At 63.9% G+C, this 1,563-nt stretch carries 1 protein-coding gene; it reads right to left on the bottom strand.

Going from position 1 to position 1,563, the window contains the following annotated elements; translation table 11 throughout:
- Window positions 1-6: 6 nt before the first annotated feature.
- Window positions 7-1,050 (bottom strand): methyltransferase domain-containing protein, encoded by a 1,044-nt coding sequence (locus tag OXM58_05665; protein ID MDE0147838.1) that lies wholly within the window; start codon window positions 1,048-1,050, stop codon window positions 7-9.
- Between the last annotated feature and the right edge of the window lie 513 nt (window positions 1,051-1,563).

The following is a 1,563-nucleotide window of genomic DNA, read 5'->3' as shown; positions in this document are numbered from 1 at the left end:
CTTCGCTCAGGGCAGGCTCCGGGCCGTTTCCGGTTTCCGCGCCTTCGTGTAGTAGCTTGGCGTGAAAATCCCGAGACGGCCGGCGCCGAGAAAGCCGTCCGCGCCCTCGTTCAGCATCTTCGCCACCGCCGTCGTGCCGTCGGGCACCGCGCCCACCTTCTCCAGGACCCATGTCGCGGTCGCCGTGATTCTTCGGCCGACCGATCCGCGCGGCAAGCTCCTCAGGCCGAACTCGCCGCCCTCAAGCACTTTCCACCAGGGCGTTTCCACGCCCGGCTCGGCGTTCATGTCGCGCGCTTCCAGCAGGTCGAACCCGACCTGCTCGAGAGCCTCGGTCACCGCCTCGAAGGGCGGAATGTCGGGGAGGCTCGCACCGTGCTCCATGAACTTCTTCAGCCGCCGGTGCTCCGGGTTGCCGGAGTCATAGGCCGGGGTCAGGCAGAACTCGTCGCTGGCAAACAGCCCGCCCGGCTTCAGCACGCGGAATATCTCGGAAAAGACGCCGACCTTGTCAGACGTGTGACAGGTCGCTCCGATCTGGTAGACGGCGTCGAAGCTGGCGTCTTTCGCCGGAATGGCCATGAAATCGCCTTCGAGCAGGCCGGTGCGGTCGGCGATGCCGGCCTTCCGGTTGTATCGCTCGCACTTCGCGAGCTGGTAGGCGTTGATGTTCAGGCCAACGACATGGGCGCCGCTGACCTTGACGATCTCGCGCATCGGACCGCCGATTCCGCAGCCCACGTCCAGAACCCTCATGCCCGGTTTCAGGCCGATCGACTCGGCCACAAATCGCTGATACCGGCGCAGGGACTCCGCGAAGGATTCGTTCTTGCGGCGCGGAGCAAAGTGGAACGAGTGCCCCCAGGCGTATTCGTAGAAATCGGTCACCAGGTCATGATACCGTTTGGCCATCGACCCCGACTGCGCCTCGCGCGCCGTTACCGTGCCTCCGCCGGACTCGTCATGGAGCGCGCTGTATGCGGAGATTCTGCGCGCGATGTCGTCGCGAGGAAACGCCTTGGTGACGGGGCTGTGCGTCGGGTCGGACAACGGTCCGCTCCCTTGGAGATTTCAATTTTGATATGAAATAGTAGAACTTCGTTATATTTGCAAAAGACGTTGCCGGCTTTGCAATATTCATCTCCATTGCTCCGGTGCGGACGCGCCGGGCGAAGTTGGATTCGGCCGGTTGGCCGAAGGGCCGCTGAACGGGGAGACGGGACAGGTAGCATCCGCGGCGCCGGAGCATCGAAGGGCAAGCCCTTCGATACGCCCCGGATTAAATCCGGGGCGGCACTATCGGCTTATGACATCGGCGAACGCGCGTAACGGCCCGCCAGCGGCCCCCTCACCCAAGGATTCCTCTGCGAAAAGCCGCTACTATCGGCCAGCGGACGCTTTCCTATTCCTCCCCCTCTTCAGATTGGGAGGCCAGGTGGGGGTGGCGTAGCGTCATGCACGGCCCTACAGGCACGGCACCCCCATCGACCTCGCTGCGCTCGGCCACTTCCCCCTCTGAAGAGGGGGATAGACAAGGTTGCGGCGGTCTGGCCCATTTCGCAG

The organism is Rhodospirillaceae bacterium, from assembly GCA_028819475.1.
GTDB lineage: Bacteria > Pseudomonadota > Alphaproteobacteria > Bin65 > Bin65 > Bin65.
The sequence above is the reverse complement of the archived record's forward strand: the minus strand, read 5'-3'. Positions and strand labels throughout refer to the sequence as shown.